23 protein-coding genes are annotated in these 26,596 nt (G+C 73.6%); 14 read left to right on the top strand and 9 right to left on the bottom strand.

Annotation, left to right across the window (positions count from 1 at the left end; genetic code table 11):
- Nucleotides 1–2 precede the first annotated feature (2 nt).
- Nucleotides 3–833: an aminoglycoside phosphotransferase family protein gene (locus AB0A63_RS19695; RefSeq protein ID WP_360393045.1), complete on the bottom strand. Its 831-nt coding sequence runs from the start codon at nucleotides 831–833 to the stop codon at nucleotides 3–5.
- Nucleotides 834–961: 128 nt separating this feature from the next.
- Here AB0A63_RS19695 and AB0A63_RS19690 point away from each other — a divergent pair, with 128 nt between their 5' ends.
- From AB0A63_RS19690 to AB0A63_RS19680, 3 genes are all read left to right on the top strand, one after another.
- Nucleotides 962–1,735 (top strand): DUF1990 family protein, encoded by a 774-nt coding sequence (locus AB0A63_RS19690; RefSeq protein ID WP_360393042.1) that lies wholly within the window; start codon nucleotides 962–964, stop codon nucleotides 1,733–1,735.
- Nucleotides 1,736–1,771: 36 nt separating this feature from the next.
- Nucleotides 1,772–2,812 carry an NAD-dependent epimerase/dehydratase family protein gene (locus tag AB0A63_RS19685; protein ID WP_360393039.1) on the top strand — a complete coding sequence of 347 codons (1,041 nt, stop codon included), beginning with the start codon at nucleotides 1,772–1,774 and terminating at the stop codon, nucleotides 2,810–2,812.
- Nucleotides 2,813–3,011: 199 nt separating this feature from the next.
- Entirely contained in the window at nucleotides 3,012–3,794 is a 783-nt protein-coding gene (locus AB0A63_RS19680; RefSeq protein WP_360393037.1) for an ANTAR domain-containing protein, read from the top strand.
- A gap of 230 nt (nucleotides 3,795–4,024) precedes the next feature.
- Here AB0A63_RS19680 and AB0A63_RS19675 read toward each other — a convergent pair whose 3' ends face one another.
- Nucleotides 4,025–5,275 (bottom strand): FAD-dependent monooxygenase, encoded by a 1,251-nt coding sequence (locus tag AB0A63_RS19675; protein WP_360393035.1) that lies wholly within the window; start codon nucleotides 5,273–5,275, stop codon nucleotides 4,025–4,027.
- A 138-nt stretch (nucleotides 5,276–5,413) separates the two neighbouring features.
- Here AB0A63_RS19675 and AB0A63_RS19670 point away from each other — a divergent pair, with 138 nt between their 5' ends.
- Nucleotides 5,414–6,223, top strand: coding sequence for a hypothetical protein (locus AB0A63_RS19670; protein ID WP_360393032.1), 810 nt, complete (start codon nucleotides 5,414–5,416; stop codon nucleotides 6,221–6,223).
- 225 nt (nucleotides 6,224–6,448) lie between these two features.
- Here the strand turns inward: AB0A63_RS19670 and AB0A63_RS19665 are convergent, their stop codons facing one another.
- On the bottom strand, nucleotides 6,449–7,753 hold the full coding sequence (locus tag AB0A63_RS19665) for a glycosyltransferase (protein ID WP_360393029.1): 1,305 nt from the start codon (nucleotides 7,751–7,753) through the stop codon (nucleotides 6,449–6,451).
- A 287-nt stretch (nucleotides 7,754–8,040) separates the two neighbouring features.
- On the opposite strand from AB0A63_RS19665, the gene AB0A63_RS19660 reads away from it, so the two are divergent.
- Nucleotides 8,041–9,618 (top strand): glycosyltransferase family 4 protein, encoded by a 1,578-nt coding sequence (locus AB0A63_RS19660; RefSeq protein ID WP_360393026.1) that lies wholly within the window; start codon nucleotides 8,041–8,043, stop codon nucleotides 9,616–9,618.
- Here AB0A63_RS19660 and AB0A63_RS19655 read toward each other — a convergent pair.
- The 3 genes from AB0A63_RS19655 to AB0A63_RS19645 form a co-directional block, all read right to left on the bottom strand.
- Complete coding sequence (locus AB0A63_RS19655; RefSeq protein ID WP_360393024.1) at nucleotides 9,605–9,985, bottom strand: NAD-binding protein; 381 nt, start codon at nucleotides 9,983–9,985, stop codon at nucleotides 9,605–9,607. The genes AB0A63_RS19660 and AB0A63_RS19655 overlap by 14 nt on opposite strands.
- A complete protein-coding gene (locus AB0A63_RS19650; RefSeq protein ID WP_360393021.1) occupies nucleotides 9,982–10,293 on the bottom strand; it encodes a DUF3099 domain-containing protein in 312 nt (103 codons plus the stop codon). Before AB0A63_RS19650 ends, AB0A63_RS19655 begins: the two co-directional genes overlap by 4 nt.
- A gap of 395 nt (nucleotides 10,294–10,688) precedes the next feature.
- Nucleotides 10,689–11,477: a hypothetical protein gene (locus AB0A63_RS19645; RefSeq protein WP_360393018.1), complete on the bottom strand. Its 789-nt coding sequence runs from the start codon at nucleotides 11,475–11,477 to the stop codon at nucleotides 10,689–10,691.
- Between the two features lie 165 nt (nucleotides 11,478–11,642).
- Between AB0A63_RS19645 and AB0A63_RS19640 the strand changes: the two genes are divergently transcribed.
- The 3 genes from AB0A63_RS19640 to AB0A63_RS19630 all read left to right on the top strand — a co-directional run bounded on the left by AB0A63_RS19640 (nucleotide 11,643) and on the right by AB0A63_RS19630 (nucleotide 14,456).
- Nucleotides 11,643–12,779, top strand: coding sequence for a DICT sensory domain-containing protein (locus tag AB0A63_RS19640; RefSeq protein WP_360393015.1), 1,137 nt, complete (start codon nucleotides 11,643–11,645; stop codon nucleotides 12,777–12,779).
- Nucleotides 12,780–12,890: 111 nt separating this feature from the next.
- The gene (locus tag AB0A63_RS19635) at nucleotides 12,891–14,201 is read left to right on the top strand and encodes a TIGR01777 family oxidoreductase (protein ID WP_360393012.1); all 1,311 of its coding nucleotides are present in this window, start codon (nucleotides 12,891–12,893) and stop codon (nucleotides 14,199–14,201) included.
- A 3-nt stretch (nucleotides 14,202–14,204) separates the two neighbouring features.
- Entirely contained in the window at nucleotides 14,205–14,456 is a 252-nt protein-coding gene (locus tag AB0A63_RS19630; protein WP_360393009.1) for a hypothetical protein, read from the top strand.
- Here the strand turns inward: AB0A63_RS19630 and AB0A63_RS19625 are convergent.
- On the bottom strand, nucleotides 14,439–15,473 hold the full coding sequence (locus tag AB0A63_RS19625; protein ID WP_360393006.1) for an AraC family transcriptional regulator: 1,035 nt from the start codon (nucleotides 15,471–15,473) through the stop codon (nucleotides 14,439–14,441). The two genes, AB0A63_RS19630 and AB0A63_RS19625, sit on opposite strands and share 18 nt — an antisense overlap.
- Nucleotides 15,474–15,544: 71 nt before the next feature.
- On the opposite strand from AB0A63_RS19625, the gene AB0A63_RS19620 reads away from it, so the two are divergent.
- The 6 genes from AB0A63_RS19620 to AB0A63_RS19595 all read left to right on the top strand — a co-directional run bounded on the left by AB0A63_RS19620 (nucleotide 15,545) and on the right by AB0A63_RS19595 (nucleotide 24,403).
- Nucleotides 15,545–17,002, top strand: a complete 1,458-nt coding sequence (locus tag AB0A63_RS19620; protein ID WP_360393004.1) for an NAD(P)/FAD-dependent oxidoreductase — start codon at nucleotides 15,545–15,547, stop codon at nucleotides 17,000–17,002.
- Between the two features lie 4 nt (nucleotides 17,003–17,006).
- Entirely contained in the window at nucleotides 17,007–18,659 is a 1,653-nt protein-coding gene (locus tag AB0A63_RS19615; RefSeq protein WP_360393002.1) for a GMC family oxidoreductase, read from the top strand.
- Nucleotides 18,649–19,260, top strand: a complete 612-nt coding sequence (locus AB0A63_RS19610; RefSeq protein WP_360392999.1) for an acetoacetate decarboxylase family protein — start codon at nucleotides 18,649–18,651, stop codon at nucleotides 19,258–19,260. Before AB0A63_RS19615 ends, AB0A63_RS19610 begins: the two co-directional genes overlap by 11 nt.
- A 267-nt stretch (nucleotides 19,261–19,527) precedes the next feature.
- Nucleotides 19,528–23,736, top strand: coding sequence for a SpoIIE family protein phosphatase (locus AB0A63_RS19605; RefSeq protein WP_360392997.1), 4,209 nt, complete (start codon nucleotides 19,528–19,530; stop codon nucleotides 23,734–23,736).
- On the top strand, nucleotides 23,666–23,959 hold the full coding sequence (locus tag AB0A63_RS19600; RefSeq protein WP_360392994.1) for an STAS domain-containing protein: 294 nt from the start codon (nucleotides 23,666–23,668) through the stop codon (nucleotides 23,957–23,959). The genes AB0A63_RS19605 and AB0A63_RS19600 overlap by 71 nt, the downstream gene beginning before the upstream one ends.
- A 3-nt stretch (nucleotides 23,960–23,962) precedes the next feature.
- Nucleotides 23,963–24,403 (top strand): SRPBCC family protein, encoded by a 441-nt coding sequence (locus AB0A63_RS19595; RefSeq protein ID WP_360392992.1) that lies wholly within the window; start codon nucleotides 23,963–23,965, stop codon nucleotides 24,401–24,403.
- A gap of 4 nt (nucleotides 24,404–24,407) precedes the next feature.
- Here the strand turns inward: AB0A63_RS19595 and AB0A63_RS19590 are convergent, their stop codons facing one another.
- Entirely contained in the window at nucleotides 24,408–25,751 is a 1,344-nt protein-coding gene (locus AB0A63_RS19590; RefSeq protein ID WP_360392989.1) for a deoxyribodipyrimidine photo-lyase, read from the bottom strand.
- A complete protein-coding gene (locus AB0A63_RS19585; RefSeq protein WP_360392986.1) occupies nucleotides 25,736–26,575 on the bottom strand; it encodes a YhjD/YihY/BrkB family envelope integrity protein in 840 nt (279 codons plus the stop codon). The genes AB0A63_RS19590 and AB0A63_RS19585 overlap by 16 nt, the downstream gene beginning before the upstream one ends.
- Nucleotides 26,576–26,596 lie beyond the last annotated feature (21 nt).

Genomic DNA, 26,596 nt, shown 5'->3' with positions numbered 1-26,596 from the left:
CCCTACTCCGCCGCAGGCTGACCGTCGGCCTCCAGCCACGGCACGACCGCTTGGACGAAACCGTCGGGACTGGTCATGGGCCGTCCGTTCATGCACGCCACGAGGTGGCCGACGCCGAGCAGCGCGTCCCAGGTGCGGGCCCGGTGGTAGGTCTGCGCGGACACGGCCCTGCGCACGGTGTCCCAGCCGTGCCAGGCCATCAGCGCCGCGTCGATCGCGGGGTCGGCGGGCATGGCGGTGTCCCAGTCGAGGACGCCGAGGAGCTTGCCGTCGGCCGACCAGTGGACGTTGCCGCCGCCGAGGTCGCCGTGCACCAGGGCGTCGGGGACGGGGTCGAGGGCCAGTGCGGCGTCCAGGCGGCGCAAGACCTCGGCCTGCCAGCGCCGAGGCAGGCGGGGCACGACGTCGGTGCCGATGACGTCCGACCAGTGCCTGCCTTCGGCGCGGCCGTCGACCGCGGCCAGCAGGCCGGCGTCGAGCGGTACGGAGCGGACGGCCTCCAGCACCTCGGCGACCTGGTCGGGTGAGCCCTCGCCCTTCGGCAGCGGGGTGCCGTCGAGCCACGACACGGCGACCGCGGTCTGATCGCCGAACGGGGTGACCGGCGTCAGCGGCACCGGGACCTGGAACGGCAGGTCGGCGGCGGCCAGCGCGTGCAGCACGGCGACGCGCCGGGGCATGGTGGCCGCGGCCAGCGGACGCTTGCTGACGCGGACGGCGGCGGTGCCGGGGACCAGCAGCACGCGGTGGACGTTGCCCTCGGTCGCGAGGACGGCCCGGTCGAGGTTGACGCCGGGCAGCAGGGCGGCGGCGATCTCCAGCAGGTCGTCCACGACGGGTGTCCTCCGGGCTCGGGTGTGGATCTTCGACGGTAGCCGGTGCACCCGCTGGCGCGAAGCCGAGTCGTTCGGCGGGCAGCGGGTACCCGCAGGCGTCCGGCCGACCAGGACGAGCCGAGGAGATGCCCACGATGCGCCTGATGCGGGCGGGGAACGTGCCGGTGCGCGAGGTCGTGCTCGGGTTGCGGGAGAAGAGCCTCAACTACGACCCGGCCGAGATCCGGGCGTCCGCCTGGCACTTCGACCACCACCGGTTCGTGCTCGGGCAGGACCCGGCGGGACGGCCGGAGGAGGGGTCGCTGTGGTGGCACGCCTGCCGTGAGCTGGGTGCGTACACGTTCACGCCGAAGAAGCTCCTGCGCGCGCACTACGTGCCCGAGGAGCCGCTGCTCGGGCGCAACCTGCTGCTCGTGGGCCGGTTCGCGTTCGCCCGGTTCCTGATGGGCGTGCGGATCACCGAGACGGCGTTCGACGAGGACGGTGTGCGGTACAGCTGGGGCTGGAGCTACGAGACGCTGCAGGGGCACCTCGAACGGGGACGGGTCGACTACCGCGTGGTCAAGCACCTGGAGTCCGGTGTGGTCACCCTGGAGGTGAACAGCTACAACCAGGTGAACCCGCGGGCGCACCCGCTGGTGCGGCTGGGGTGGGCGGTGTTCGGCCGGGGCGCGCAGCACCGGTTCTACACGGCGGTCGGCGCGAACCTGCGGGAGCTGTCCGAACGGGCCCGTGAGACCGGGGTGAGCCCGGCCGTGAGCGGGGAGGGCCTGGTGGAGGTGCCGGTCGAGAGCGGGCCGGAGTCGTCCTGGGCGGTCGCCGTGCTGGACGGCGCGCGGGATTCGCACCCGGACGAGGTGGTGGCGCATACCGGGAGGTCGCACGGGTACACGCCGTAGGACGGAAGTGGACGCCGAGGCGGATCGAGGTCGATCGTGAAGGTCGTGATCACCGGTGCGTCGGGGAACGTGGGCACCGGGCTGGTGCGCGCGTTGGCCGCCGACAGCACCCACCACGAGGTGATCGGCGTCTGCCGCAGGCCACCGGATGCCGTCGCACCCTACGCCGCGGTCCGCTGGGTGGCGTGCGACCTGGCCGGCGACTCGGCGCCGGACGTGCTGGAGGAGGCGATGCGCGGCGCCGACGCCGTCGTGCACCTCGCGTGGATGTTCCAGCCGGTGCGCGATGGCGAACGCTTGCAGCGCACCAATTTCAAAGGCACCACAGCGGTGCTCAGGGCGGCGCGGCGGGCCGGTGTGCGGCAGGTCGTGCACGGGTCCTCGATCGCGGCCTACGCGCCCGCGCCGGCACCGGTGGACGAAAGTGCCGCCACGACGGGCATTCCCGGTTCCAGCTACGGCGCGGGGAAGTCCGAAGTGGAGAGCGAGGTCGCCCGGTTCGCGCAGGAGAACCCGGACATCGCGGTGGCGCTCGTGCGGCCGGCGCTGGTGGCGCAGGCCGGTGCGTCGGCGAGCTTCCTGGCGCTGTTCCTCGACCCGGTCGTGCCGCGGCAGCTGTTCGGGTTGCTGCGCAGGGGGAAGCTGCCGCTGCTGCCGCTGCCGTCCTCGCTGCGGGTGCAGCTGGTGGACGCCGACGACGTGGGTGACGCGATCGTGCGGATTCTGAAGACCCGTGCCCGCGGGCCGTTCAACATCGCCGCCGACACCCTCGACGTCACCGACCTGGCTTCCACCGCCGGTGCGCGCGCTGTGCCGGTGCGGCCGGGCATCGCTCGTGCACTGGTGAGCCTGCTGTGGCGGCTGCGGGTGCTGCGGATGTCGCCGGGCTGGTTCGACGTCGGCACGCGTTCGCCGCTCGTCGACACCGCACGGGCGCGCACCGAGCTCGGGTGGGTGCCGCGCAAGTCCAGTGCGGCGTGTGCGCGGGAGCAGCTCGCGGGGCTCGCGGAGGCGACGGCGCTGCCGAGTCCGGCGTTGCGCCGCGACCGGTTCAAGACGGAGTCCCCGGTTTCCTGACCTGGCACAGGGGGATGTGGTGACGCGCAGGCCGGCGTGGTTCCTGGTGGCCGCCGTCGTCGCTGGCACGCTGTCGGGGGTCGTCACCCGCAGGCGGTAGCGCACGGCTCCGCGGGGTCCCACCTGGTACGAACGGCGCTACTATCCGGTTCGGTGGATCACAGCCACCTCCGGTGGCGCCGACAGGGAGTGGCCGAACATGGGAAGACCCGAGGAGCCCGGCGCAGGCGGCGAGCAGGAGTCGCTGCTCGTCGGCCGGCCCGGCACGCTGGAACGGCTGGACGAGGCCACCGTCGCGCTGGAGGCGCTGCGCGACGTCTTCGCGCTCGCCGAGCCGCTCGGCGCCGTCCTCGACCGCGTGGCGCACAGCGCCGTCCAGGCCTTCCACGACGCCGACGGCGTCACGATCACCGTGGTGACCGACAGCGGCAGCCACACCGAGGCCGCGACCGACGAGCACCTCGCCGAGATCGACCAGGCCCAGTACGCCGCCGGACGCGGTCCGTGCCTGCAGGCCGCGCACGCCCGTGAGACCGTCCGCGCGGTGGTGGGTGAGCACGAGCAGGTGTGGCCGGAGTTCGAGGAGGCGGCGCACCGCCTGGGCATCAGCGCCCACCTGGCCGTGCCGATGCTGGTGACGAGCACGAACGGCGACGAGCTGCTCGGCTCGCTGAACATCTACAGCGCCACGGCGAGCGCGTTCGACCCGTTCGACGAAGGGGTGGTGCGGCTGTTCACCACTGCCGCGTGCGCGGCGATCACCAACGCCCGGCTGTGGCACGACACCCGTTCCAGGGTCACGCAGCTGGAGACGGCGCTGTTCTCCCGCGCCGAGATCGACCAGGCCAAGGGCATGCTGATGGCGTTGCACGGGTGCAGTGCGGACGAGGCGTTCGCGTTGCTGGTGAAGCGTTCCCAGGAGCAGAACACCAAGCTGCGCGAGGTCGTGCACGAGCTGCTCAGCTCCGTCCGCAAGGCCTGACCGGGTTTCCCGGTGCTGCCCGCGTTCACCGAGGCCGGGTACCGCACGCTCACGCAGGACCTGCCCGGTCACGGCGCACGGTCCACACAGGACCCCTCGGTCACCGGTGCCGCGCGCGTCGCGGGTGCTGCTGTGACTTGGTGTCGGCGTGGTTGCTGCGCAAGCGCTTGGCCGCTCACAGCACACGCACCACCGCCGCCTACGACCACGCGCGCCGCTCGGCGACACCGTCAGTCGCGCACCGGCACCTCGCGGCGCAGGACGACGTCGGACGGCGCCATGACGTGCCTGGCGTTGAGCGACCCGAACAGGGTGGCGAGCGGCTTGACCGCGGCGACCAGCCGCAGCACCGGCGCCGGCCCGTCGAGCCCGCGCCGCAACCGCTTGGCACTGCTCTGCTCGATGCGCACCTGCCGTTCCTGCTCGGCCTGCACCGGCGGCCGCCGCCGCACCTCCACCTCGGCGCAGGCCGCGTCGAGCTCGGCATCAGTCCCGCCGTCGAGCAGCACCGGCACGACCTGGTTCGCGGTCTCGGCGGCGTCGCAGATGGCGAAGTTGATGCCGTTGCCCCCGACCGGCGAGATGACGTGCGCCGCGTCGCCGATGAGCAGCACCCCCGGCCGGTACCAGCGGTCGACCGCCGTGATCCGGACCGGCAGCAGCGTGAACTCCCCCGGATCGGCGACGGCGTCGACCCGGTCGCCCAGCCACGGCAGGCTCTCCCGCAACGCCGCCACGACCGGCCCGGCCCCCTCCTCCCGGAACCGGGGGAACGAGCCGGCCTCGATGGTGAACCCGACCTGCCACCGGTCGAGCTGGTTGAGCACGGCGATGGTGCCCAGCCGGTGCCCGAACAGCTGCAACCCCGACAACGCCGGATCGCCGCCGCGGCGCGGGAACTCCCGCCACAGCAGGTCGAGGCTCGCCCCCAGCTCGATGGTCCGCGCCTCGGCGAGCACCCGCACCCTGGAGTTGCGCCCGTCTGCGGCCACCACGAGCCGGGCCCGCAGCTCGTGCCGTCCGTCGGCGTCGGCGTACTGCACACCGCACACGCGTCCGGTGTCGTCGCGCAGCAGCTGGCTCACCTTGGCCTGCATGCGCACCTCGAAGCCGTCGTAGGCGCTCGCGAGCCCGACCATGTGCGGCAGGAACAACGCCTGCGGGATCAGCGCGTAGTACGGGTACTTGGCGCTGGTCTTGTCGTAGCGGGCAATCGTGTACGTCTTCTTCGCCGTGTGCCAGTCGAACGTGCGGGCCGTGGTGTGCGGGATGGTCCGCAGCAGCTCGTCGGCCAGCCCGAGCTCGTCGAGGTAGTCGAGCACCGCCGGGGCGAGCGTGTCGCCGCGGAACCGGCGGTTGAAGTCCTTCTTCGCCTCCAGCAGCACGACCCTCAGCCCGGCGCGGGCCAGCAGGTAGGCGAGCACCACACCGGCCGGCCCACCGCCGGCGACGACGCAGTCGGTTGCGCGTTGTTCGACCATCGAAAGCTCCCGTGGCTGACTACCTGCGGAATCTGGTGAGGTGGGCTCAGGCCTGCATGACGGGCGGAGGTAACGACGCATGCCGTGCCTCCGATCCAGATCGAGCCAGGCGAATCCGAGCGAGAGCGGAGTGGCCCGTTGAGCGCTGCCGAACCCGAGGAACCGAACCGCACCGGGACATCTCCCCAGCAGCACGCGCGACAAGTCACCGGGAACAACTTCTCGGGCACGAACTACGGGACCGCGCTGCAGGCCGGCGTCGTCCACGGCGGCATCAACGTTCAACCCGAGTCGTGCCAGTGCGGCATCAGAGCGATCGGGGCGTGCGTTCGGTGCCGAAGACCCCTGTGCAGCCGCCATGCTCCGATCTACGCGGACCCGTTGCTGTGCACCTCGTGCGCCGTCGCGGACAGCGAAGAGCGGAAAGCGGCCGCGCCCGCGCTGGAAGCGGCTCGCAAGCTGCAGGAACAGGAACGACAGCGGCAGTACCTGGCACTTCCGCTGATGGACCCGCTGGCCCTCGCCACCTGGCTCACGACTCGTCCGGGCCTGGACGGCGAGACACTCGTGATGCGGCCTGGGCCGGTCGACGGTGCGCGCTTGCTCAGAGCGCTCCAGATCACGCGCATACCGCCGCGAACGCGCCCCAACAACGACGGCTCCTGGTGGGACCGGCGCCGGAACCCGGTGATCACCCTCGGATGGCCGGTGCGCGACGAGCACAAGAGCTTCACCGAGACCTCGGGCTGGAGCGAGAAGAGGTACCTCCAGCCCGACGGTCGCACGCTCGTCGAGCGGTGGGGGATGCGGACCTCGCTTCCGACCGACGACGAACTCCTGCCGTCCTCCCACCTGTACGAGCACGACGACCTGTTCCAGGCGCGGATGATCCTCCACAGGTGGAAGGACCACTACCCCGGCGGCGCAACCCTGTTGCCGGAGGTCTGACCGCCGCAGGTACGCCATCGCCACCACGTCGCCCCTCACCGACACGCCCCCGAGCGCCGCCCTCGGCGCGGATCTGGTGCGTGGAGGGACCGCCTGGCTGGTGGAGCGGGACAACGCGACTCCTCGGACACGCGGAACCCGCAACCTGGGATCACACGACGCTCATCGTGCAGGCCTGGCAGGGCCGGGCAACCATGGACCGCATGGACGCCGAGGCGTGTCTTGTCACCGGTGCGAGCCGTGGTCCGGCCGTGGGGCCGCCGCGCGGCTCGCGGACGAGCGATGACGCGCCAGGACCTCCAGCAGCTGTGCGGCGCCGCGGTCCGGACCGGCCGCGCGGACCGCGGCGCGCAGGGAGGCGAACGGCTCGGGCTGGTCCAGCACCGACAGCAGCGCCTTCGTCACGTCCTCGGGGGTGGCGGCGTTGGGGTCGAGGCACACGCCCGCGCCCGCCCGTTCCGCGTCGTGGGCGATGCAGAACTGGTCGCTGGAGAACGGCAGCACCACCGCGGGAACCCCCGCCTGCAGGCATTCGGTGAACGAGTTGTTGCCGCCGTGGTGGACCATCGCGGCGACGTGCGGCAGCAACGCGCGCTGCGGGACCACGGACTCGACGACCACGCGTGGATCCGTTGCCAGGTCAGCGAGTTCGGCGACGCGGCCACCGGCGGCGACCACCACGGTCAGGTCCGGGACCTGCAGGGCGCCGCGGACCACCGTGCGCAGCACGTCGTGGCGTGCGGACAGGAACGTGCCCAGCGCGACGAGCAGGACGCGGCGGCCGCGGACGCGGGCGAGCCAGGTGTCGTCGAGCGGTTCGGGGGTGGTGCAGTGGCCGAGGAACACCTGCTGTTGCGGTGACGGCAGCGGCGGAAGCCAAGGCAGGTGCGGGTAGTTCACGACGGCGGCGTGGGAGGAGGTCGAGGCGAACGCGCGGGGCGGCACCGGCCGGGACGGTGCGTGCTCGGCCAGGAACTCGGCGAACGCGGCGGTGAGGGCGCGGTCGGTGAGCCGCACTTCTGTTGCCAGCTCGGCGAGTTCGGCCGGTGACGGGCGCACCGCGGACGGCCACAGCTGCGGCAGGCCGAAGAACTGGTCGTCGCGCGTGACGAGGTAGGTCGGGTGCCCGGTGACGTAGGACACGAACGGCAGGTCGAGCGCGTGCAACGCGAGCGTGGTCGCGTAGTCGATCTGGTCGACGACGTAGAAGTCCGGTCGCACATCCTGGTGCAGTGCGCGGATGTCCTGCAGCACTTGGGCGGGCGCGGTCAGCGGCTCCGTCCTGCGCCGCCGGGTCTGCGCGAGCAGGACCGCAACCGCACCTCCTTTCGTGGCTTCGAGGAAGTCGGTCACACCACGGGCCGCGCGGGCGTCCTGCGCGGTCCTCTCGGCGATGCCGCTGTTCGACTCGCGGGTCGTCCTCATTGCCGCGAAACGAACATCGCGTGCCAGGTCGGCGAACTCCGCGCCACAGGCGAACGTCACCTCACGGGCACCAGCCGCGGCCAGCGCGGTGGCGAACACCGACATGGGCTGGGCGTGCGAGCGGAAAGGGGGACTCACAACGACAAAGCGCGGCACCTGGCTCCTCCTCCTTGGCAGAACTCGGAAGTTGTTCGATCCGAACGCGCCTCCCGGTTCGAACACCGGGTGTGCGGACACATCCAGAGGTTCAGCGAGCGCTGGAAGCCCGGCAGAACACCGCTGCGGCGCCGGCCCCCGAGTCCGTGGTCGCGGCACTGACGAGCGACCCGGCCTCCTTCTCCCTGCTGTGCGAACAACTCCCCGCGATCGTGCGGGCACACGGCGCAGCGGCCGTGACCGAGCGACTGCGGCACGCGTTGCGGTCCACTCAGGACAGCGAGCTCGGCACGTGGCTGCTCGACGCCGCCACGCTGCACCGCCTCACCCCGCTGACCCCCGACGAGGCACGGGCGCTCCTCCGCGGCCCGGCGCTGTGGCGGTACCTGGACGCGCTGGGCGAGCCGGTCGACGCCTCTCCGCGGTCCCCCTACGAGAAGCTGATGCTCGACCTGCTGCACGACGACCTCGCGCTGCCGGTGGCACCGCCGGCGGACGGGCCGGTCATCGCCCAGTCGATGCTCATCGGCGGCACGGCTCGGCCGGGCGAGGGCGCGAGCGGTGGGCTCACCGTGTTCCTGTCGTCACTGGCGGACGCGCTGGTGCGGCGGCCGGACGTCGGCCGGGTCGTCACCGTCGTGCTGGCGCCGGAACCGACGGCGGTGACGGTGACGCGGCACGCCGGGCTCGACCACTGGACGGTGCACGTCCCGGTCGACTCGCCGGTCGCGCTCGCCCAGCCGGACATGGCCCGCCACCGGGCCGGGATCACGTGGTGGCTCAGCCGGTTGCTGCTGCGGTGCGGTCTGGCGCCGGACGTCGTGCACGTCCGCTACTCCGACGACGGGTCCCTCGCCGTGGCCGACGCCGCGCGGCTGCTCGGGGCGCGGCTCGTGTTCACCGTGACCCCGGACCCGCACCGCCACCTCGCCGAACGCCACCTCGACGGCACCGCGGACGTGGCGGCGATGCGGTTCGACCTGCACCGGGTGCGGGCCGCCGACCACCTCGTCGCACGCGCGGACCAGGTGATCACCATCGGAGGCCGGCAGGACGAGGTCCTGGCGCACTTCCCGCAGCTGGACGCGACGGCGTTGTGCGCGTTGGAGGAGGGCATCGCGCCACCACCGGCACCGGTGGGCCGCTCGCTGGTCGCCGAGCTGTTCGGGCCGTCCGCGCTCCCCCGGCTCGACGACTCGGCCGCCAGGTTGCCGGTGCTGCTCAACGTGGGGCGGCTGCACCCGATGAAGCAGCAGCCGCTGCTGGTGCGGGCGTGGCTGGAGGCGGGTCTGCACGAGCGGACCGCGCTGGTGGTCATCGGTGGTTCCCGCACCGACCGGACGCCGGACGAACAGGCCGTGCTCGACGAAGTGCTGGCGCTGGCCGAGTCCACGCCGTCGGCACGCGGCCGGATCGCGGTCCTGCCCGCGTGGTCCAACGACGACGTCCGGCGGTTGCAGCACGAGCTGGCGGCCACCGGCGGACCGCACGTCTACGCGTGTTCCAGCGTGAAGGAGGAGTTCGGCATCGCCGTGCTGGAGGCGATGGAGGCCGGGCTGCTCGCGGTGGGCCCGCAGCGCGGTGGCATGCACTGCTACCTCGACCACGGGCGCAACGGGTTCCTCGTCGACACCTCGACCGCGCGCACGCTCGGTGCGGGGCTGGCCCACGTCGTCGGACTCGGCGCGGCGGCGGCACCGGTGGCGGTGGCCGGGCGGGCGACCGTGCGCGAACGGTTCGCCATCGACGCGGTCGCGGAACCGTTCGCGGACCTCTACCGCCGGCTGGCGGCCGGACCGGTCACGCCGAGCTGACCCGCACGAACACCTCGTCGGCCCCCAACCTGCTGAACAGGTCCTGGTTGGCCGGGTCGCGGACCGCGGCGACGATGATCGCGGTCCGGTTGAGGCTGCGGACCGCCAGGGTGATCTGCAACCCGTCGAGGTCGTCGGGCACGGCGACGACCACCCGTCCCGCGAACGGCACCCCGGCGTGCCGCAACGCACAGATGTCGCGCCCGTCGCCGCGGGTGACCCTGGCGCCGTTGGCGAGCGCGCCGGTGAGCGCGACCGCGTCCGGGTCGACCACCACGACCTCGGTGTGCCCGTGGCGCAACGGCAAGTGGCGTAAGACGTCCAGCGCGGCGTCCCCGTAGCCGACGACGACGGTCAGCCCGATCACAGCGCACCCCGCCTCTCGTCACCCGCGCCGAGCGCCTTGCGGGACGGCGTGAGCTTCTCCGGCGACTCCGACTTGCGCGGCGGCCGGTCGTTGGCGATCAGCACCGCCATCCAGGGCAGCGGCACGGACAGCAGGATCAGGGCGAGCGCGAGCCACCAGACCTTCGCGAACAGCACGGCCAGCACGAAACACGGGATGCGCAGGCTCATCATCACCGCGTACCGGCGCCGCCGGGCCGCGAGCTGGTCGGAGTAGGACGGCGCCGCCGAGGTGATCAGCACGGGGTGTTCGCTTCGATGCGAGTTCACAACCGATACCTCCGTTCTCCTAGTGGTTCGGCACGGGGACCGATCGGGTTCGTGTCTTGTGCGTCACTGCGGCGATCCCCGGAGGAGCTCGCATCAGGTACGCCTGCGGCGGCCTTGTCAGTCGTACCCACGGCGCCCGGTTCCACACGACGCCGGACGGAGTGCTTTCGATGCGCGGCCGCGTGGAACACACCCCCTGGGCGGCGGGCGGGTCGACTGAGGACCACCTGCGCACCTGTGCGGCGTGCCGGTCCGGGCTCGCCGCGCGAGATGGCCGGACTGGGCCGGGAGACGCACCGGAAGGGCTCTAGCGGGTGTGGCTCCACGACGGTGCGGCCACGCTCGGCGTTCTCACCGACGGCACCGGCACGAGGCGGGGCGATCTGAGCTGACGGTCACGCCGCGGCGGTGCGGCGCATGCGGAACCACGCGGTCGCGGCGGCCACGAGCACCAGCGCCGCGGCCGCGACCACCGCCAGCGCGGGCTGTCCGGCGTCGGCCGCGGCGATGACCACCGCGACGAGCGCCCAGGCCACGGCGAGGCCGTAGGACAGCAGCCCGGAGGTGCGCCACAGCAACGCCACCGCGGTCGCCGTCGCACCGGCGAGGACCGCGACCTGGCCGGCGACACCGGCGGTGCCGTCGATCGGCGCCCCGCTCCCGGTGAGCGCCGTGGTGAGGTTGACCCAGATCGCCACGGTGCTCCAGCCGGTGCAGACGCCGAGCATGGTCCACAGCAGCAGCCGCGGTGACCGGTGCCAGCGCGCGATCTCGGCGCGGTGGGCGAGCGCGAGCCGCAACGCCTTGAGCAGGAACACGACCATCACGACGAACACGGCCACGGTCGACCACACCGGTTCCACCTCGGCCGCGACGAGCCAGACCGTGAACCCGGCGAACACCACCGCCAGCGGACGCGCCAGCCGGTCGCGCAGCTCACCGCCCGGTGCCTTCGTGACCAGCGCCCACACCGCGTACCCCAGGCACAGGGCCTCGACCAGGCCCCAGATGGAGAAGGCGTACCCGGCGGGCACGATCGGCGGCTCCCCCGCGCGGTCGGACGTGCGGAACTCCCCGCCGCCCAGCGCGGTGACGACGAACGGGCTCACGACCTGCCCGGCCGCCAGCACGGCGAGCAGCACCCGCCACCCGAGCCCGGTACCGGTCCTCGTGGTCGTCAGCACTGCCTTCCTCCCCGCTCGGCGAACCGCTGCACCTCCATCGTCGGGGTCCGGTGCCCGGCCCGCACAACGGCCGGACGTCACCCGTTCGTGCAGTTCTGCCGGGAGGGGCGCCCGAACTAGGTTCGAAGTGCCGCCGAGGTGGGCCACGACGACAGGAGCAGGTGGGTGAACGCGTCAGCACGGGACGCCAGGGCGGGACTGCTGACCAAGCGCACGCTGGTGATCGCCTCGCACGCCGTGGAACGGGCCGCGCTCGCGGGCGACGGCTCCGAACCGCTGCTGGTGATCGCGATGTTCCAGCGGCTGCCCTACTTCGAACGCGAGAGCGAGGTCTACCGCCGCATCGCCGGGCTGGCGGAGGTCACGGTCGTGGGCATGGTCGCCGACCGCAGGCCGGACCTTCCGGCGAGGGTCACGCCGGTGCTGCTGCGCAAGGACGAGGAGCTGGCCGCCGAGTGGTCGGTGGTGGTGCTGTCGGCGCGGTTCGGTGCGAGCGTCGTGGCGACCGACCTCGGCGAGGTGGCCCTCGACGGCACCTCGCTGGAGCCGGCGCGGCTCTTCCACGGCCGCTGGGGGTTCCGGCGCGAGGAGGCCTACGCCGAGGCGGTCCGGCTGCGCGACGAGCTGGGCGACCGGGTGCCGCCCGACGTGCGCCGGCGGCTGGACGACGTGCTGGCGAGCACGGTCGAGCCGCCCGCGACCGAGGTGGAGCGGCGGGCGGAGGCGGCGGTGGTGCACCTGGTCACCGGTATGGCCCGTGCGCGTGACCGCGTCGAGCGGCTGACCGCGCGGCGGGCCGACGAGGTGCGCGACGCGCGCGACCCGTGGACCGGGCTGCACACGCCGGAGTCGCTGGACTCGTGGCTCGGCACGGACTTCGCCGACACCGTCGAGCTGGGGCTGATTCGCGTCCGGGTGCCGGACCTGGAGGACGTGGAGGGCCGGCACGGGCCGAGCGCCGCGGTGCACACCGAGAACAACGTCGCCGACCTGCTGCGCCGCGAGCTGCGGCCGGTGGACCGGGCGGTGCGGATGAGCCGCACGGAGTTCCTGCTCGTGCTGCCCGCGGTCCCGGCGCCGCGGGTGTGGTCGATCGCCGACAACGCCGCGGAGGCACTGGGGCGGCTGGAGGAGACGTACCCGCACGTCCCCGTCCGGGTGGAGGTGCAGACGGCGGCGACGACCCGGCGGCCGCTGCGGCTCGACGAGGTCTTCGGCACCCGCGGGCCCGCGGAGAACCGGGAGATGGTGCTGTCGGGCAGTTTCGACGACGACGAGTGGGACCACCTCCGCCCGGCCTGAGACGCCTGCCGCCCGTTGTGCGGCGTCGAACGAGGTGCGGTCCGGGCGGCGCCCCGCGGGACTGGTTCCGCTCATCGTGCAGATCCCGCAGGGCCTGCTTAGCGTTGGTGCATGTCCCTGATCTACTCCAGCGTCGTCGACGCACCGCTCGACGAGGTGTTCGCCTGGCACGAGCGCCCCGGTGCCATCCACCGGCTGACGCCGCCGTGGCACCCGATGAGCGTCGTGCGCGAGGCGAGCACGCTGGACGGCGGTCGCGCGGTCCTCGGCTTCCCGCTGGGGCTGCGCTGGGGCGCGAAGCACTCGGGGTACGCGCCGCCGCACCGGTTCGTCGACGAGCTCGACTCGGCGCCGCTGCGCTGGGCGTTGAAGTGGCGGCACAGCCACGAGTTCCGGGCCGAGGGCGACGGCACCCGGATGACCGACCGGGTGGACACGCAGGTGCCCGGCGCGCTGCTGCGGTCGACGTTCGCCTACCGGCACCGCCAGGTGGCGGCCGACCTCGCCGCCCAGCGGGCCGCCCGGCTCGCGGGCGACCGGCCGAGGACGATCGCGCTGACCGGTGCCGGCGGTCTGGTCGGCCGCGCGCTCGGGCCGTTCCTGACCACCGCCGGGCACCGGGTGGTCAGGCTGGTGCGCGGCCAGGTGAACGGTCCCGGCGAACGGCGCTGGGACCCGGACCGGCCCGCGCCCGACCTGCTGGCCGGGGTCGACGCCGTGGTGCACCTGGCCGGCGCGTCGATCGCCGGGCGGTTCACCGACTCCCACCGCGCGGCGATCCGCTCGTCCCGGATCGGGCCCACCCGCGCGCTCGCGGACCTGGCCTCGGCGGCCGGGGTGGAGGTGTTCGTCAGCGCGTCGGCGATCGGGTTCTACGGTCCCGACCGCGGTGACGAGGAGCTGACCGAGGAGAGCGAGCGCGGCGACGGGTTCCTGGCCGACGTGGTCGCTGACTGGGAGGCGGCGAGCAAGGCGGACGGGGTGCGCGTGGTGACCGTGCGCACCGGGCTGGTGCAGTCACCGGCCGGGGGCACGCTGCGGATCTTCCACCCGCTGTTCGCGGCCGGGCTGGGCGGCAAGCTCGGCGACGGGCACGTGTGGCAGTCGTGGATCGGCATCGACGACCTCGTGGACGTCTACCACCGCGCGCTCTACGACACCGCGTTGTCGGGGCCGGTCAACGCGGTGGCACCGGAGGCGGTGCGCAACAGCGAGTACACGGAGGTGCTGGCGCACGTGCTGCACCGGCCGGCGCTGCTGCCGGTGCCGTCGTTCGCGCCCAAGGTGCTGCTCGGCGACCAGGGTGCCCGCGAGCTGGCGCAGGCCAGCCAGCTGGTGCGCCCGGCGGTGCTCACCAAGGCGGGGCACGTGTTCCGCTACCCGCGGCTCGACCCGGCGCTGCGCCACCTGCTGGGGCGGTGAGCGGTGGACGGCACCTGCGAGCTGTGCGAGGGCAGCGGCTCGATGACGTGGATGCAACCCGTTCCGGGCGCGGACGGCGGCATGACGCTGACGGAGATGAGCCACCCGTGCGTCAACGGGTGTTCCGGCTGGTACCGGGCACCCGCGGCGGAAGCGGGCCTGGTGCTCGACGGTGGTCGAGACGCCCCCGCGGTCGGCAACGTCGCCAAGACCAACCTGCACCACCGCAGCGACTGGTCACGGCCGGAGCGCTGAACGGGCGTAGGTGCTCGGTGTCGTGCCGTACCAGCGGCGGAAGGCGTGGATGAAGCTCGCCGCCTCGGCGAAGCCGAGCTGACCGGCCGCCTGCTCCACCGACAGCCCGCCGCGGGTGAGCAGGACCGCGGCGCGCTCGGCGCGGACCTCGTCGAACAGGACCTGGTAGCTGGTTCCGGACTCGGTCAGCCTGCGCCGCAGCGTGCGCGGGCTGACGCCGAGGGCGCGCGCCACGACCGGCATGGTCTCCTCGAACCGGGCGGAGCCCTCCAGCAGCCGGCGGACGTCCCGCGCGATGCCCGGCGTCCTGCGGCGGCGGGCGGCGAGGTCCTCGCATTGCCGTTCGCACAGCGCCGTGGCCTCCGGGCTGGCCAGCGGCAACGCCCGCACGAGCACCGAGGCGTCCACCACGGACCGGTTGTGCGGTGCGCGGAACCGCGGCCGGGTGCCGAAGACCTGCTCGTGGTCGCGGGTGTCGGCCGGTGCGGGGTGGGCGAGGTCGACCGAGAGCACCGGCACGGCACCGGCGAGGAGTTCGCCGATCACCGTGTGGATGGCGGCGAGGTCGCGTTCGACGAGGAACGGCACCACGTCGGCGGGCAGCGCGCCGGGGTCGAGCGTGATCACCATCCGGTCGCCGTCCAGCACGGCGGCGGGCGCGGTGAAGGTGAAGCTGAGGTCGAGGAAGCGCAACGCGACGTCGACCGCGTCCTGCACGGTGGCCGCGCTGAGGAACGCGTGACCGAGCACGCCGAACGTGGTGGCGTGGTAGTGCCGGCCCGCGGCGATCCCCGCGTGCGGCAGCCGCGCGGCGAGGTTGCGCACGACCGCCAGCTCCTGCCGGGCACCGATCTCCGCCACCGGGTCGGCGAGCTGTTCGGCGGTGAGGTCGCTGCCGTCGAGCAGCTCCGCGCGGGACAGGCCCTGCCCGGCGCCGAAGCGCAGCAGCAGGGCCGCGCTCGCGATGCCGCGGGGGAAGTCCCAGTGCCGGGTCGCGGGTGGGGCCAACGTCCTCATGGCCGCGATTGTCAATCGCGCGGCCGGTGTTGTCCTGGTGCGAACGGGTGGTTGTTCCTAGCTTCGGTGACGTGCGAGAAAACCCCGAGGTGGTGGTCATCGGTGCCGGTTTCGGCGGCCTGGGCGTGGCGTTGTCGCTGCACAGAGCCGGTTCCGACCGGGTGACCGTGCTGGAGCGGGCCGACGAGGTCGGCGGCGTCTGGCGGGACAACACCTATCCGGGCGCCGCGTGTGACGTGCCGTCCTCGCTGTACTCGTACTCCTTCTTCCCCGACCCGTCGTGGCCGCGCCGCTACGCCGCCCAGCCCGACGTCCTGGACTACCTGCGGCGGGCGGCGGCGGTCGTGCGCGACCGGATCCGGTTCGGTGCGCGGGTCGTGGCCGCGACGTTCGACGAGGCACGGCACCGGTGGCGGGTGGAGCTCGCCGACGGCGAGGTGCTGGAGGCCGACGTGCTGGTGTCGGCGGTCGGCCAGCTGAACCGGCCGGCGGTGCCGGTGCTGCCCGGTCTCGACCTGTTCGGCGGCCCGGTGTTCCACAGCGCCCGGTGGCGGCACGACGTGGACCTGCGCGGCACGCGCGTCGCGGTGGTGGGCACCGGGGCGAGCGCGGCGCAGTTCGTGCCGCGGATCCAGCCGCGGGCAGACCACCTGACCGTCTTCCAGCGCACCGCCCCGCACGTGCTGCCCAAGCCCGACGGGCGGCTGCGCGGCCGGGCCTGTCCGCTGGCGGCACGGGCCGCGCGCGGCGGGGTGTGGCTCGCGGGCGAGGCGTTGACCGGGTTGCTGCACTCCGGCCGGTTCTCCCGCGGCCTGGTCGCCGGTCTCGCGGCCGCCCACCTGCGGGTGCGGGTGCGGGACCGGGCGTTGCGCGAACGGCTGCGGCCGACCACCCCGGTGGGCTGCAAGCGAGTGCTGTTCAGCAACGACTGGTACCCCGCGCTCACCGCCGCGAACGTCGACGTGGTGACCGAGCCGATCGCCGAGGTCACGGCGCGGGGCGTGCGCACCGCTGACGGCCGCGAGCACGCCGCGGACGTGCTGATCTGGGGCACCGGGTTCACCGTCGCCGACTTCGCCCTGCCGATGCGCGTCACCGGCAGGCGGGGCCGGGAGCTCGCCGGGGTGTGGGGCGGGCGGCCGCGGGCGCACCTGGGCCTGTCGGTGCCCGGTTTCCCGAGCTTCTTCCTGGTGTACGGGCCGAACACGAACCTCGGCGGCAGCTCGGTGATCACGATGATCGAGGCGCAGTGCCGTTACGTCGTGGCCGCGGTGCGCCACCTCGCGCACACCGGTACGGCGGCGCTGGAGGTGCGGCCCGGGGTCGCCGACGCGTTCGACGCGGAGATGCGGGCGCGGCTGACCGGCGGGCTGTGGAGCGGCTGCGGGTCGTGGTACCGCGCCGGCGACGGGTCCGTCACGACGAACTGGCCCGGCAGCACGCGGGAGTACCTGCGGCGCACCGCAGAGCTGCGGCTGGGCGACCACGTGCTGACGCACACCGGTGACCTGGCAGCGGAAGGGGTGTGACGCCGTGGACCACGACGTGCTGGTGGTCGGGTCGGGGTTCGGTGGCGCGGTGACCGCCCTGCGGCTGACCGAGAAGGGCTACCGGGTCGGCGTGCTGGAGGCGGGGCGCCGGTTCGCCGACGACGAGTTCCCGCGCACGTCCTGGCAGCTGCGCGACTACCTGTTCGCGCCGCGGCTGGGGTGCACGGGCATCCAGCGGATCACGCCGTTGCGCGACGTGCTGGTGCTCAGCGGCGCCGGGGTCGGCGGCGGGTCGCTGGTGTACGCGAACACCCTGTACGAGCCGGGCGAGGCGTTCTTCCGCGACCCGCGCTGGGCGCACGTCACCGACTGGCGGGCCGAGCTCGCGCCGCACTACGACCAGGCGAGCCGGGTGCTGGGGGTGGTGGAGAACCCCTGCCGCACCGCCGCCGACCGGTTGCTGCGCGAGGTCGCCGTCGAGCTCGGGGTGCCGTCGACCCACCGCCCGTCCCGAGTGGGTGTCCACTTCGGACCCGACGGCGAGGAACCGTTCTTCGGCGGTGCCGGGCCGCGTCGCACCGGGTGCACCGCCTGCGGCGCGTGCATGACCGGCTGCCGGCACGGCGCGAAGAACACGCTGCCGAAGAACTACCTGCACCTGGCCGAGCAGGCCGGTGCGCGGGTGTGGCCGTTGACGACGGTCACGGACGTGCGGCCCCGTCCCGGCGGCGGGTACGCGGTGCGCACGCGGCGGACCGGCGGGCGGGCGGAGCGGATCTTCACCGCCGGCCAGGTGGTGTTCTCGGCGGCGTCGCTGGGCACGCAGCAGCTGCTGCACCGCATCCGCGCCGGCGGTGGTCTGCCCGGGCTGTCGCCGCGGCTGGGAGCGTTGTGCCGCACGAACTCCGAGGCGGTCGTGGCGGTGCGGGTGCCGGGTGGGCGGATCGACAACTCGCTCGGCATCTCGATCACGTCGTCGATCCACCCGGACGCCGACACGCACGTCGAGGTGGTCCGCTACGGGCGCGGCAGCAACCTGATGGGCCTGCTGATGACCACGCTCGTGGACGGCGGACCCGGCCGGTTGCGCCGCGGTCTGGCCCAGCTGCGGGCCGAGTACCGCACGGCCCTGCGGATGCACTCGCCGCGCAGGTGGTCGGAGGAGACGATAGCGTTGCTGGTGATGCAGAGCCTGGACAACTCGCTCACCACGTCGTTGCGGCGGGGTCGCCTGACGACCCGGCAGGGCGAGGGCGCGCCGAACCCGTCGTGGATCCCGGCCGGGCACGAGGTGGCCCGCCGGCTCGCGGCCCGCGCCGGCGGCGTCGCGCGGGGCGCGTGGAACGACCTGGCGGACGTCCCGCTGACAGGCCACCTGATCGGCGGCTGCGTGATCGGCGACTCCCCCGCCACCGGCGTCGTCGACCCGTACCACCGCGTCCACGGCCACCCCGGGCTGCACGTGGTGGACGGCTCCGCGATCCCGGCGAACCTCGGCGTGAACCCGGCGCTGACGATCACCGCGCTCGCCGAGCGCGCGATGTCGTTGTGGCCCAACAAGGGTGAACCGGACCCGCGGCCCCCGCTCGGAGCGACCTACGCCCGGCTCAGCGCCGTGGCACCGCACCGGCCGGCGGTTCCGGCGGGGGCGCCGGCGGCGCTGCGGTCCGCGGGCGAGGTGACCGATGTCCGCTGACTTCCCCCCGGCGCCGTGGAACCTGTGCGGCCAGGGCTGGCTCACGGTGTGGACGGCACCACGTTCGGCGACGACCCTGCGGTTGCCGGGCGGCGTCGTGCCGCTGTCCCTGTTCGGCCGCGTGCTCGTGGTGTCGGCGTTCGTCGACTACCGCCCGCCCGGACTGCTCTCCTACCACGAGCTGATGACGGCCGTGGTGGTGCGGCGCGGGTTCCGGCCGGGACTGTCCATCACGGACATCTGGGTCGACGACACCCGGTCGCAGCAGGGCGCGCGGGCGATGTGGGGCATCCCCAAGGAGTTGGCGGACTTCACGCTCTCCGCCGGCCCGCTCGACGCCGTGGCGCTGGTGGACGACACGACCATCGCCGCCGCCGACGAGCAACCGCTCCGGGCACCGGGCCTGCCGGTGTGGGCGGGGACGTCGGTGTGGCAGTCGCTGCACGGGAAGGCGCACCGCACCGCGCTGCGCACCTCGGCGCGGGTGCGGCCGACGCGGGTGCGCTGGCGGCTCACGCCCGGCGGGCGGCTCGGCTGGCTCCGCGTGGGCAGGCCGTTGCTGCACCTCGCGGTGACGAACCTGCGCATGCGCTTCGGCTGACGCCCCCCGCCGCCGGACCGACCGCGCGCACCGACTCCGCGGTCGTGTTCGAGGGCACCGGGCAGGCCCTCCCGGCACCCGGTGGGTCGCCACCGGAGCGCGGGCGCGACCGGCGGCGGAGGCCGCCCGCCTTCGCCGCGGCGGGGCGGTCCGGTCCCCCTCCACGCCGTGGCGCGGGGCACACCCGTCGGATCTGGTTGTGCAGCCGTCGCCGGGTTTGGGCACCCTGGACAGGTCAACTGTCGAGGTGTGGCGAAGGGACGGTCGGTGACCCGCTCTGACGACACCGGTGGAAGAGACGACCGGCCCGCGCTCACCGGTGTCTTCGCCGAGGACCCTCTGGTCGGTCGTGACCTCGCCGCGGTCGACTGGACCGCCACCCCGCTCGGCCCGCCCTCCGGGTGGCCGCAGAGCCTGCAGACCGCCGTCAGCGTGCTGCTGTCGTCGCGGTTCTCGATGTGGCTCGCGTGGGGTCCGGAGCTGACCTTCTTCTGCAACGACGCCTACCGGCGCAACACGCTCGCCCGCAAGTACCCGTGGGCGCTGGGGCGACCGGCGGCCGAGGTGTGGGCGGAGATCTGGGAGGACATCGGTCCCCGCGTGGACAGCGTGCTCACCACCGGGCACGCGACGTGGGACGAGGCGCTGCTGCTGTTCGTGGAACGGTCCGGCTACTCCGAGGAGAGCTACCACACCTTCTCCTACAGCCCGCTGCGCGACGAGAGCGGCGCGGTGGCGGGGATGCTGTGCGTGGTCAGCGAGGAGACCGACCGCGTCATCGCCGAGCGGCGGATGGCCACGCTGCGCGACCTCGGCTCGGACCCGAGCGTCGCGCGCGAGGAGCAGGAGGTGCTGGCGTTCGCGTGCACGCAGCTCGGGCGCAACCAGCGCGACCTGCCGTTCACCCTGACCTACCTGTTCGACGACGGCCACGCGCGGCTGGCCTGCGCCACCGGCATCGAGCACGGCCACCCTGCCGCGCCGGAGGACCTGCCGGCGCCGCCGGGTGCCGTGGACTGGCCGCTGGCGGCCGCCAAGCGCGGCGAGTCCGTCGTGGTCGGGCTCGACGACCACGACGGCCTGCCCACCGGGACGTGGAGCCGGCCGCCCACGAGCGCGCTGGTCGTGCCGCTGCAACGGCCCGGTGGCGCGCCGTACGGGTTCCTGGTCGCCGGCCTGAACCGGCACCGGCCGCTCGACGACGGCTACCTCGGGTTCGTGGAGCTGGTCGCCGGCCACCTGGCGGCGGGCATCGCCGGTGCCCGCAACTTCCAGGCCCAGCAACGGCGGGCCGAGGAGCTGGCCGAGCTCGACCGCGCCAAGACCGCGTTCTTCTCCAACATCAGCCACGAGTTCCGCACGCCGCTGACGTTGATCATGGGTCCGGTGCAGGACCTGCGCGACCGGCTGTCCGCCGCCGACCCGCAGGCCGGTCAGGAGCTGGAGGTCATCCACCGCAACGGCCTGCGGCTGGGCAAGCTCGTCAACACCCTGCTGGACTTCTCCCGCCTCGAAGCGGGCCGCATGCAGGCGCACTTCCAGCCGGTCGACCTCGCCGCGGTGACCGCGGAGCTCGCCAGCGTCTTCCGCTCGGCGGTGGAGAAGGCCGGGCTGCGCTTCGAGATCGACTGCGCGCCACTGCCGGAGCCGGTGCACGTCGACCTCGGCCTGTGGGAGAAGGTCGTGCTGAACCTGCTGAGCAATGCGCTCAAGTTCACCGTCGAGGGATCGGTCGGCGTGTCCGTGCGGGCCGGGTCGAACCGGGCGGTCGTGACGGTCAGCGACACCGGTGTGGGGGTGCCGGAGCACGAGATCCCGCGCCTGTTCGAGCGCTTCCACCGCATCGAGAACACGTGGTCGCGGTCCAAGGAGGGCAGCGGCATCGGGCTCGCGCTGGTGCAGGAGCTCGTCGGCCTGCACGGCGGCACGATCCGCGCCGAGAGCACCGAGGGCGCCGGCACCACCTTCACCGTCGAGCTGCCGTTCGGCACGCACCACCTGCCCGCCGACGCGCTCGCGCAGGACTCCACCGCGCCCGCCACGTCCGACATCGCCGCCCCCTACGTGCAGGAGGCGCTGCGCTGGCTGCCGGAGCCCGGCCTGACGGTGGAGGAGCTGCTGCCCAGCACGGCCGCCGGTGCCGCGCCGGAGCTGCCCGCGACGGTGCTGGTCGCCGACGACAACGCGGACATGCGCGAGTACCTGACCCGGCTGCTGCACCGCGCGGGCTACGAGGTGCGCGCGGTCGACGACGGCCTGGCGGCGCTGGAGTCCGCCCGCGCCCGGCCGCCGGACCTGGTGGTCAGCGACGTGATGATGCCGCGGATGGACGGGTTGTCGCTGGTGGCGGCCCTGCGCGCGGACCAGCGCACGCTGGCGGTGCCGGTGCTGCTGCTGTCCGCGCGGGCCGGTCAGGAGGCCTCCGGCGAGGGCCTGCGCGCCGGGGCGGACGACTACCTGGTCAAGCCGTTCGCCGCTGCGGACCTGCTGGCGCGGGTGCGGGCGAACGTGGACCTCGCCCGGTTGCGCGGCCGGCACGCCCGCTGGCGGGACGCGTTGATCGACTCGTTGCAGGAGGCGTTCTTCGTCTGCGACGGCGCCGGCACGGTCGTGGAGATCAACGCCGCGTTCACCGACATCCTCGGCTACGGGCCGGAGGGGCTGCCCTACCCGGTGCCGCACCCGTGGTGGCCCACGGACCCGGAGGCGCGCAAGCAGTTCGCCGCCGCGTTCGAGCAGCGGTCCGGCCGCGACCAGCGCAGCCACACCGTGCCGGTGACCCACCGCGACGGCCGGCGGTTGTGGCTCAGCGCCCTGATGAACCCGGCTCGCGACCCGGACAGCGGCGACACGATGACGGTCGGCACCTTCCGCGACGTCACCGCAGAGCACCACGCCCGCAGGCGGGAGGCCGCGCTCGCGGAGATGAGCATGCGGCTGTCGCAGGCCACGGACACCGGCGACGCGCTGACGAGTGCGATCGAGCAGCTGGAGGGTCTCTGGCGGACGGAGCACGTCCTGGCCGTCGTGTTCGCACGGCACCACGACCCGCTGGTCGTCAACGGGTCCGCCGGCTTCGTCTGGGAGGACATGCCGGAGCACGAGCGGGTGGTGCTGACGTCGTTCCGGGAGCACCAGGCGCTGGTCCCGGTCGTGCTCGGCGACGGCAGCGTCGTGGTCACCGTCGAGCACCCGGACGGACCGATGGTGCTGTGGCTGCGCATCGACGCGTTGCAGCAGTTCACCGAGCAGGACGAGCTGCTGTTGTCGGTGCTGGCCGGTCACCTCACGCAAGGCCTGTCCCGCGCGCACCAGATCGACCAGCAGCGGGAGACCGCGATCGCGTTGCAGCGGGCCATCCTCGGTCCGTCGCTCCTGCCGGGCGGGTTCGCCGTGCGCTACGAGCCGGCCGCGCGGCCGCTGGAGGTCGGCGGCGACTGGTACGACACGTTCGAGCTGCCGGACCGGCGCATCGGCATCGTCGTCGGCGACTGCGTGGGCCGCGGGCTCACCGCGGCGGCCGTGATGGGCCAGCTGCGCAGCGCCTGCCGCGCCCTGCTGCTGCAGGAGATCGGTCCCGCCCGCGCGCTGGAGGCGCTCGACCAGTTCGCCGCCGGGGTGCCGGGGGCGTTGTGCACCACGGTGTTCTGCGGTGTCCTCGACTCCACGACCGGTCACCTCGTCTACTCCAGCGCCGGGCACCCGCCCGCGATCCTGGCGCTGCACGACGGCACCACCCGGCTGCTGGAGGACGGCCGGTCGATCCCGCTCGCGGTCAAGCCGGGCGTGCGGCGCGCGGAGGCCGAGTGCACCCTGCCGCCCCGCTCGACCCTGCTGACCTACACCGACGGCCTGGTGGAACGCCGGCGCCGCTCGCTGACCGAGGGCATCGAGAAGGCGGCGGAAGCGGTGCAGCAGGGCCGGTCCAGCGGCCTGGAGGACCTCGCGGGCGAGATCATGCAGACCCTGGCCCCGGCCGGCGGCTACGACGACGACGTCGCGTTGCTGCTCTACCGCCACCCGGCGCCGCTGGAGCTGAACTTCGCTGCCGAGCCGAACCAGATGCACGGCGCGCGCAACACGCTGCGCACCTGGCTGGGCCAATGCGGACTGTCCACGACGCTGGCGCAGGGCGTGCTGCTGGCCGTGGGCGAGGCCTGGACCAACGCCATCGAGCACGCCTACCGCGACGAGACCCGCGAGAACGTGCGGGTGCGCGTCGAGTCCGCCGGCGACACCGGGCTGCTCGTGACCGTGGTCGACACCGGCACCTGGAAGACCCCGAACACCGACCCGGCCGCGCGCCGCGGCATGGGCACGACGATCATGCGGACGATGATGGACGAGGTCGCCATCCTCCCCGAACCGACCGGTACGACCGTGACGATGCAGGTGATGATTCCTGATGACGACGCCGCTGAAGCTGACCAAGACCACCGCCGCGGACGGCCGATCGGTGGTCAAGGCAGCGGGTGAGATCGACCTGAGCAACACCGGGGCGTTCGCCGCCGCGCTCTCCGGCACCACCGGCCCGCTCGTGGTGGACCTGACCGAGGTCCACTACATCGACAGCGCCGGCATGAGCGTCCTGTTCGCGCACGCCGAACGGGCGGAGCTGATCGCGACGCCGCTACTCACGCCGATCCTGGAGATGTCGGGCCTGACGTCGATGACGACCGTCCGCGGCGTGGAGGGGTAGCCGGTGCGCAGCACCTCGGTGACCAGGACGGTGCCCGCGGCGGCGGAGCGGATCTTCGACCTGCTGGCGGACCCGGCGAAGCACCCGCTGATCGACGGGTCGGGCACGGTGCGCGCTCCCCGGCCGGGCGCGCCGGCCCGGTTGTCGCTCGGCGCGACCTTCGGCATGGACATGCGCATCGGCGTGGCGTACCGGATCGAGAACACCGTGGTGGAGTTCGAGGAGGACCGGCTCATCGCCTGGCGCCACTTCAACGGCCACCGGTGGCGGTGGCGGCTCGTCCCGCTCGGCGACGGCACGACCGAGGTGACCGAGACGTTCGACTGGTCGACCGCGCGCACGGCGTGGCTGCTCGGGCTGTCCGGGATTCCCCGGCGGAACGAGGTGGCGATGAAGCGGTCGCTCGACCGGCTGGCGGGGCTGTTCGGCGCGGCGGCGGCCTGAGCGGTCAGCGCCTGCGTTTCTGCTGCCTGCCCTGCTTGTGCTTCCTGCGGGCACTGACGAACCGCGCGTACCCCTCTTCCAGCCCCACCACGGGTCCGGGGTAGTCGAGTCCACTGCGGACGGACGCGTCGAGCTCCCACGGCCGGTGCACGAGCGGACCGGGCACGGACCGCAGCTCGGGCACGTACCGGTGGACGTAGGCGCCGTCCGGGTCGTGCTGCTCGCCGTGCCACACCGGGTCGAACACCCGGCCGGGGCGGGTGTCGGTGCCGGTTCCCGCCACCCACTGCCAGTTGAGCTGGTTGCTCGCGAGGTCGCCGTCGACGAGGTGGTGCAGGAAGAACGCGGCGCCCGGCTGCCAGTCGAGGTACAGGGTCTTGCAGAGGAAGCTCGCGGCCAGCAGGCGGGCGCGGTTGGGCAGCCAGCCCTCGGTGGTGAGCTGGCGCATGGCGGCGTCGACGACCGGGTAGCCGGTGCGGCCCCGTTGCCAGGCGAGCAGGTCGGCCGGGGCGTGGCGCCACCGGTCACCGCGGTCGCGGTAGTCCTGCCACGCGGCGTCCGGTCGTGCGGCGAGGACCCGGAGGTAGAAGTCGCGCCACGCCAGCTGGCGCACGAACTGGCCGGCGTGCGCGCCGACGGTGTGACGGGTCTCGGCCGCGGAGAGCGAGCCGAAGTGCAGGTGTGCGGACAGGTGCGACGAGCCCTGGCGGGCCAGGTCGTCGCGGTCCTCGGGGTAGCGGTGCACTCCGGTTCGCGCCCAGAAGTCCAGCAGGGCCCGGCCGTGGCGTTCGCCGCCGGGTGGCAGGCCGGGTGCCGGGATGCCGCGGGAGAAGGTCTCGGCCGAGGGGAGCTCGCCGGGGTCGACGCTGGGCAGCCGCAGGCCGCCGGGTGCGGGCAGCGGGGTGCGTGGCGGGACCTCGTTCCAGCGCTGGAAGAACGGTGTGAAGACCGGCTCGAACGGACCGGTCGGTGCCACGGCGGGAACGACGTCGTCGTGCACCACGAGCCGGTCCCCCACCGCCTCGCGCAGGGCGCGCTCGCGGCGGTGGGCGTACGCGCTCGCGTCGGCGGACACGTGGACGCGGGTGATGTCGTGCTCCCGCACCAGGTTCGCGACGACGGCCGCGGGGTCGCCGTACCGGATGACCAGTGCGCCGCCGCGGTCGGCGAGGCCGCGGGCGAGGTCGCGCAGGCAGCCGGTGAGGAACGCGGCCCGGTTCGGCCCGGCGAAGTCCGTGCGAGAGACCACGAAGAGCGGGAGCACCTCGCCGGCGGTGGCCGCGGCGGTGAGCATCGCGTTGTCGTGCACGCGGAGGTCGCGCGTGAAGAGCGCTAGCGAGACGGGCAACGAACCCCCTGCGGCTGGGCGGTGAGCACCTCGTGCGTGCTCAGTGTCGCCCGGTACCCGAACAACAGCAGGGCGTGCAGCAGGAACAGCCACAGCGCAAGCGCCGCCACGACGCCGGGACCGGCCAAGCCGCCGTAGGGAATCGCCCAGTCCACCGGGATGGCGAGGAACAGCACGAAACCGTGCAGGAAGCCGGTGAGGACCGCGCCGACGGCGACACCGGCCGCGAAGCTCGTCCTGGCTGGCAGGTCGACGGGTCCGGCGAGGGCGAACACCAGGCCGACGGTCGCGCAGACCGGCACGAGGTCGGCGTGGAACGACAGCACGACCCCGAGCACCGCGGACCAGCCGCCCTCCGCGTACAGCGGGGCGACGACCGGGGTCACCGCGAGCGGCAGCGCGATCAGCAGCGGCGCCAGTGCGAGCACCGGCAGGAACGCGATGCGGCCCGCCCACCCGGTCCACTTGGTCACCTTCTCACCGGCCGCCTGGCCCAGGCCGCGGCGCAACCCCTCGCCGTAGAGCGACGCGGGCAGCAACGACGCCGCCAGCAGCGGCCACGGCGCGGTCACCGCCGCCTCGGCCAGCCGCACGAGCCCCTCGGTCGGGTTCCGCGCGGCCGCCGGGAGCGCGTCACCGAGCAGGCGGGCGCTGTCGAGCACGAACCCGGGCCCGAACAGCAGTGCCGCGCCGCGCAGGGCCAGCAGCAGCAGCGGGACCAGGCCCAGGCCGGCGAAGAACGTCAGACCGGCCGCCCACAGCAGGAGGTCCCGGCCGTGCAGCGCCGAGCGGGTGGCTGCCACCACAGCGCGGAGTACCTGCATGATCGGGAGGTACCCGAACCT

It is taken from the genome of Lentzea sp. NPDC042327 (assembly GCF_040647275.1).
GTDB lineage: Bacteria > Actinomycetota > Actinomycetes > Mycobacteriales > Pseudonocardiaceae > Lentzea.
This window is presented reverse-complemented; position numbering and strand designations above follow the sequence as displayed.